The sequence below is a fragment of the Mycobacterium sp. genome (assembly GCF_036488105.1).
In the GTDB taxonomy this organism is placed as follows: Bacteria; Actinomycetota; Actinomycetes; order Mycobacteriales; family Mycobacteriaceae; genus Mycobacterium.
The window spans coordinates 1-2,360 of record NZ_DASXHW010000213.1; the positions used below are offsets into that span (position 1 = coordinate 1).

3 protein-coding genes are annotated in these 2,360 nt (G+C 68.5%); 1 reads left to right on the forward strand and 2 read right to left on the reverse strand.

Annotation, left to right across the window (positions count from 1 at the left end; all coding sequences use genetic code 11):
- The coding region (locus tag VGH54_RS11485; protein WP_331512111.1) for a PAC2 family protein at window positions 1-311 on the forward strand (311 nt) is incomplete at its 5' end.
- Here VGH54_RS11485 and VGH54_RS11490 read toward each other — a convergent pair.
- Window positions 308-1,189 (reverse strand): SDR family oxidoreductase, encoded by an 882-nt coding sequence (locus VGH54_RS11490; RefSeq protein ID WP_331512112.1) that lies wholly within the window; start codon window positions 1,187-1,189, stop codon window positions 308-310. The two genes, VGH54_RS11485 and VGH54_RS11490, sit on opposite strands and share 4 nt — an antisense overlap.
- 16 nt (window positions 1,190-1,205) lie before the next feature.
- The coding region (mshC, locus tag VGH54_RS11495) for a cysteine--1-D-myo-inosityl 2-amino-2-deoxy-alpha-D-glucopyranoside ligase (protein WP_331512113.1) at window positions 1,206-2,360 on the reverse strand (1,155 nt) is incomplete at its 5' end.

A 2,360-nucleotide genomic window follows, 5' to 3' on the forward strand; every position in this document is an offset into this window, starting at 1 on the left:
CGGCCGTCCCGCACTACGTGTCGCAACCGCCCAACCCGAAAGCGACCGTCGCGCTGCTGCGCCGCGTCGAGGATGTGCTCGACATCGAGGTGCCGCTGGCTGATCTGCCGGCCCAGGCCGAGGAGTGGGAGCAGGCGGTCACCGAGATGACGGCCGACGACGACGAGATCGCCGAGTACGTGCAGTCACTGGAGCAGCGGGGTGACGCAGAGGTCGACATGACCGAGGCGCTGGGCAAGATCGACGGCGACGCGCTGGCCGCCGAGTTCGAGCGCTACCTGCGCCGACGCCGGCCGGGCTTCGGGCGTTAGGACTTCTCCAGCTGCTGGGTGTGCGCGCTGACCGACCTGCCGAGCGCCTTGACTTCCTCGTCCATCTGGGTGACCTGCCCGCCGGCGGTCTTGAGGATCGGACCCTCGCCGAACCGGGTCGACAGGAACGGCTTCAACCAGCGGAACACTCCCACCCAGCCCGGGCAGTAGACCCGCTTCTTGCGGTGCTCGATGCCGTCGACGAATGCCGCGGCGCACTTGTCCACCGACGTGGTCTTGTTCAACGGCCACGGGAATTTCGCCAACTGCTCGCGGAACACCGGCAGGTCTTTCTGGGTGTCGCGAACCAGCGCGGTGTCGATCCAGGACATGTGCGCCGAGCCGACGCTCACGCCGAGGTGGGCGACTTCGAGCCGCAGCGCGTTCGCGAGATGCTCGTTGCCGGCCTTGGACATGTCGTAGGGCGCCATTCCCGGGGCCGCCGTGAACGCGGCCAGCGACGAGACGACCAGGACGTAGCCGCGGCGTTCGATGATCGACGGCAGTGCGGCCCGCACGGTGTGGAAGACGCCGAGCAGGTTCACGTCCAGCACCCGTTTGACCGCCTCCGGATCGACGTGCAGCACCGAGCCGTAGCTGGCGATGCCGGCATTGGCGACGACGGTGTCGATACCGCCGAAGGTCTCGACGGCCTTGGCGGCCGCCGCCTGCATGGCGGCGAGATCGCGGACGTCGGCAACCACGGTCAGGACGTGTTCCTCGCCGCCGAATTCGGCGGTCCTTTCAGCCAGCGCCGCCTCGTCCAGGTCGGTCAGCACCAGCTTGGCGCCCTTGGCGTGCAACCGGCGGGCCACCTCGGCACCGATGCCTTGGCCGCCACCGGTGATGAATACGACTTGCGAATCAACTGACGTCATGGCGGCAACCTACCTCTTAGTGCCGCGGTGCTGACAGGTCAACTCCAAGCAGCGCATCCACTGCCGCGGCGACCGCGCGCGGCGCCGCAGCGTCGTGGCCACCGTATTCCAGCGCATCGGTAGTCCAACCATCCAGTGCAGCAAGCGCTTTGGGCGTATCGAGGTCGTCGGCGAGGTACTGGCGCAGCCGGGCGATCAGGTCCGCTGCGTCCGGGCCGGCCGGCAATGCGGTGGCGGTGCGCCACCGCTGCAGCCGGTCGTTGGCGTCCTGCAGGACCTGCGGCCCCCAGTCGCGGTCGGCGCGATAGTGGCCGGCCAGCAGGCCCAGTCGGATGGCGGCGGGATCCACACCCTCGGCACGCAAACCCGACACCAGCACCAGGTTGCCACGGCTCTTGGACATCTTGTGGCCGTCCCAGCCGATCATGCCGGCATGCACGTAGTGCCTCGCGAAACGCCTTTCGCCGCTGACGGATTCGGCGTGCGCGGCAGTGAATTCGTGGTGCGGGAAGATCAGATCTTTGCCGCCGCCCTGAATGTCCAGGCCGCTGCCGATACGACTGAGCGCGATCGCCGCGCACTCGACGTGCCAACCCGGCCGACCGGGGCCGAACGGCGACGGCCAACTCGGCTCTCCCGGCCGCTCGGCACGCCACAGCAACGCGTCGAGTTGATCGGACTTGCCGGACCGGTCCGGGTCGCCGCCGCGCTCGGCGAACAGCGTCAGCATGGTGTCGCGGTCATAGCCGGACTCGTAGCCGAACTGCAGCGTGGCGTCGGCGCGGTAGTACACGTCGGGAAATTCGGCATCGTCGACGACGTACGCGGCCCCGGAGGCCAGCATCTTCTCGACGAGCTCGACGACCTCGGCCACCGCGTCGGTTGCCGCCACGTATTCGCGTGGCGGCAACACCCGCAGAGCGGTCATGTCGTCGCGGTACAGCGCGACCTCGCGGGCAGCGAGGTCGCGCCAGTCGATGCCGTCGCGATTGGCCCGCTCGAACAGTGGATCGTCGACGTCGGTGACGTTCTGCACGTAGTGCACCTCGTGTCCGAGGTCCAGCCACAGCCGGTGGATCAGATCGAACGCCAGATAGGTTGCGGCGTGGCCGAGATGGGTGGCGTCGTAGGGCGTGATCCCGCAGACGTACATGGTGGCGGCCGGCCCGGC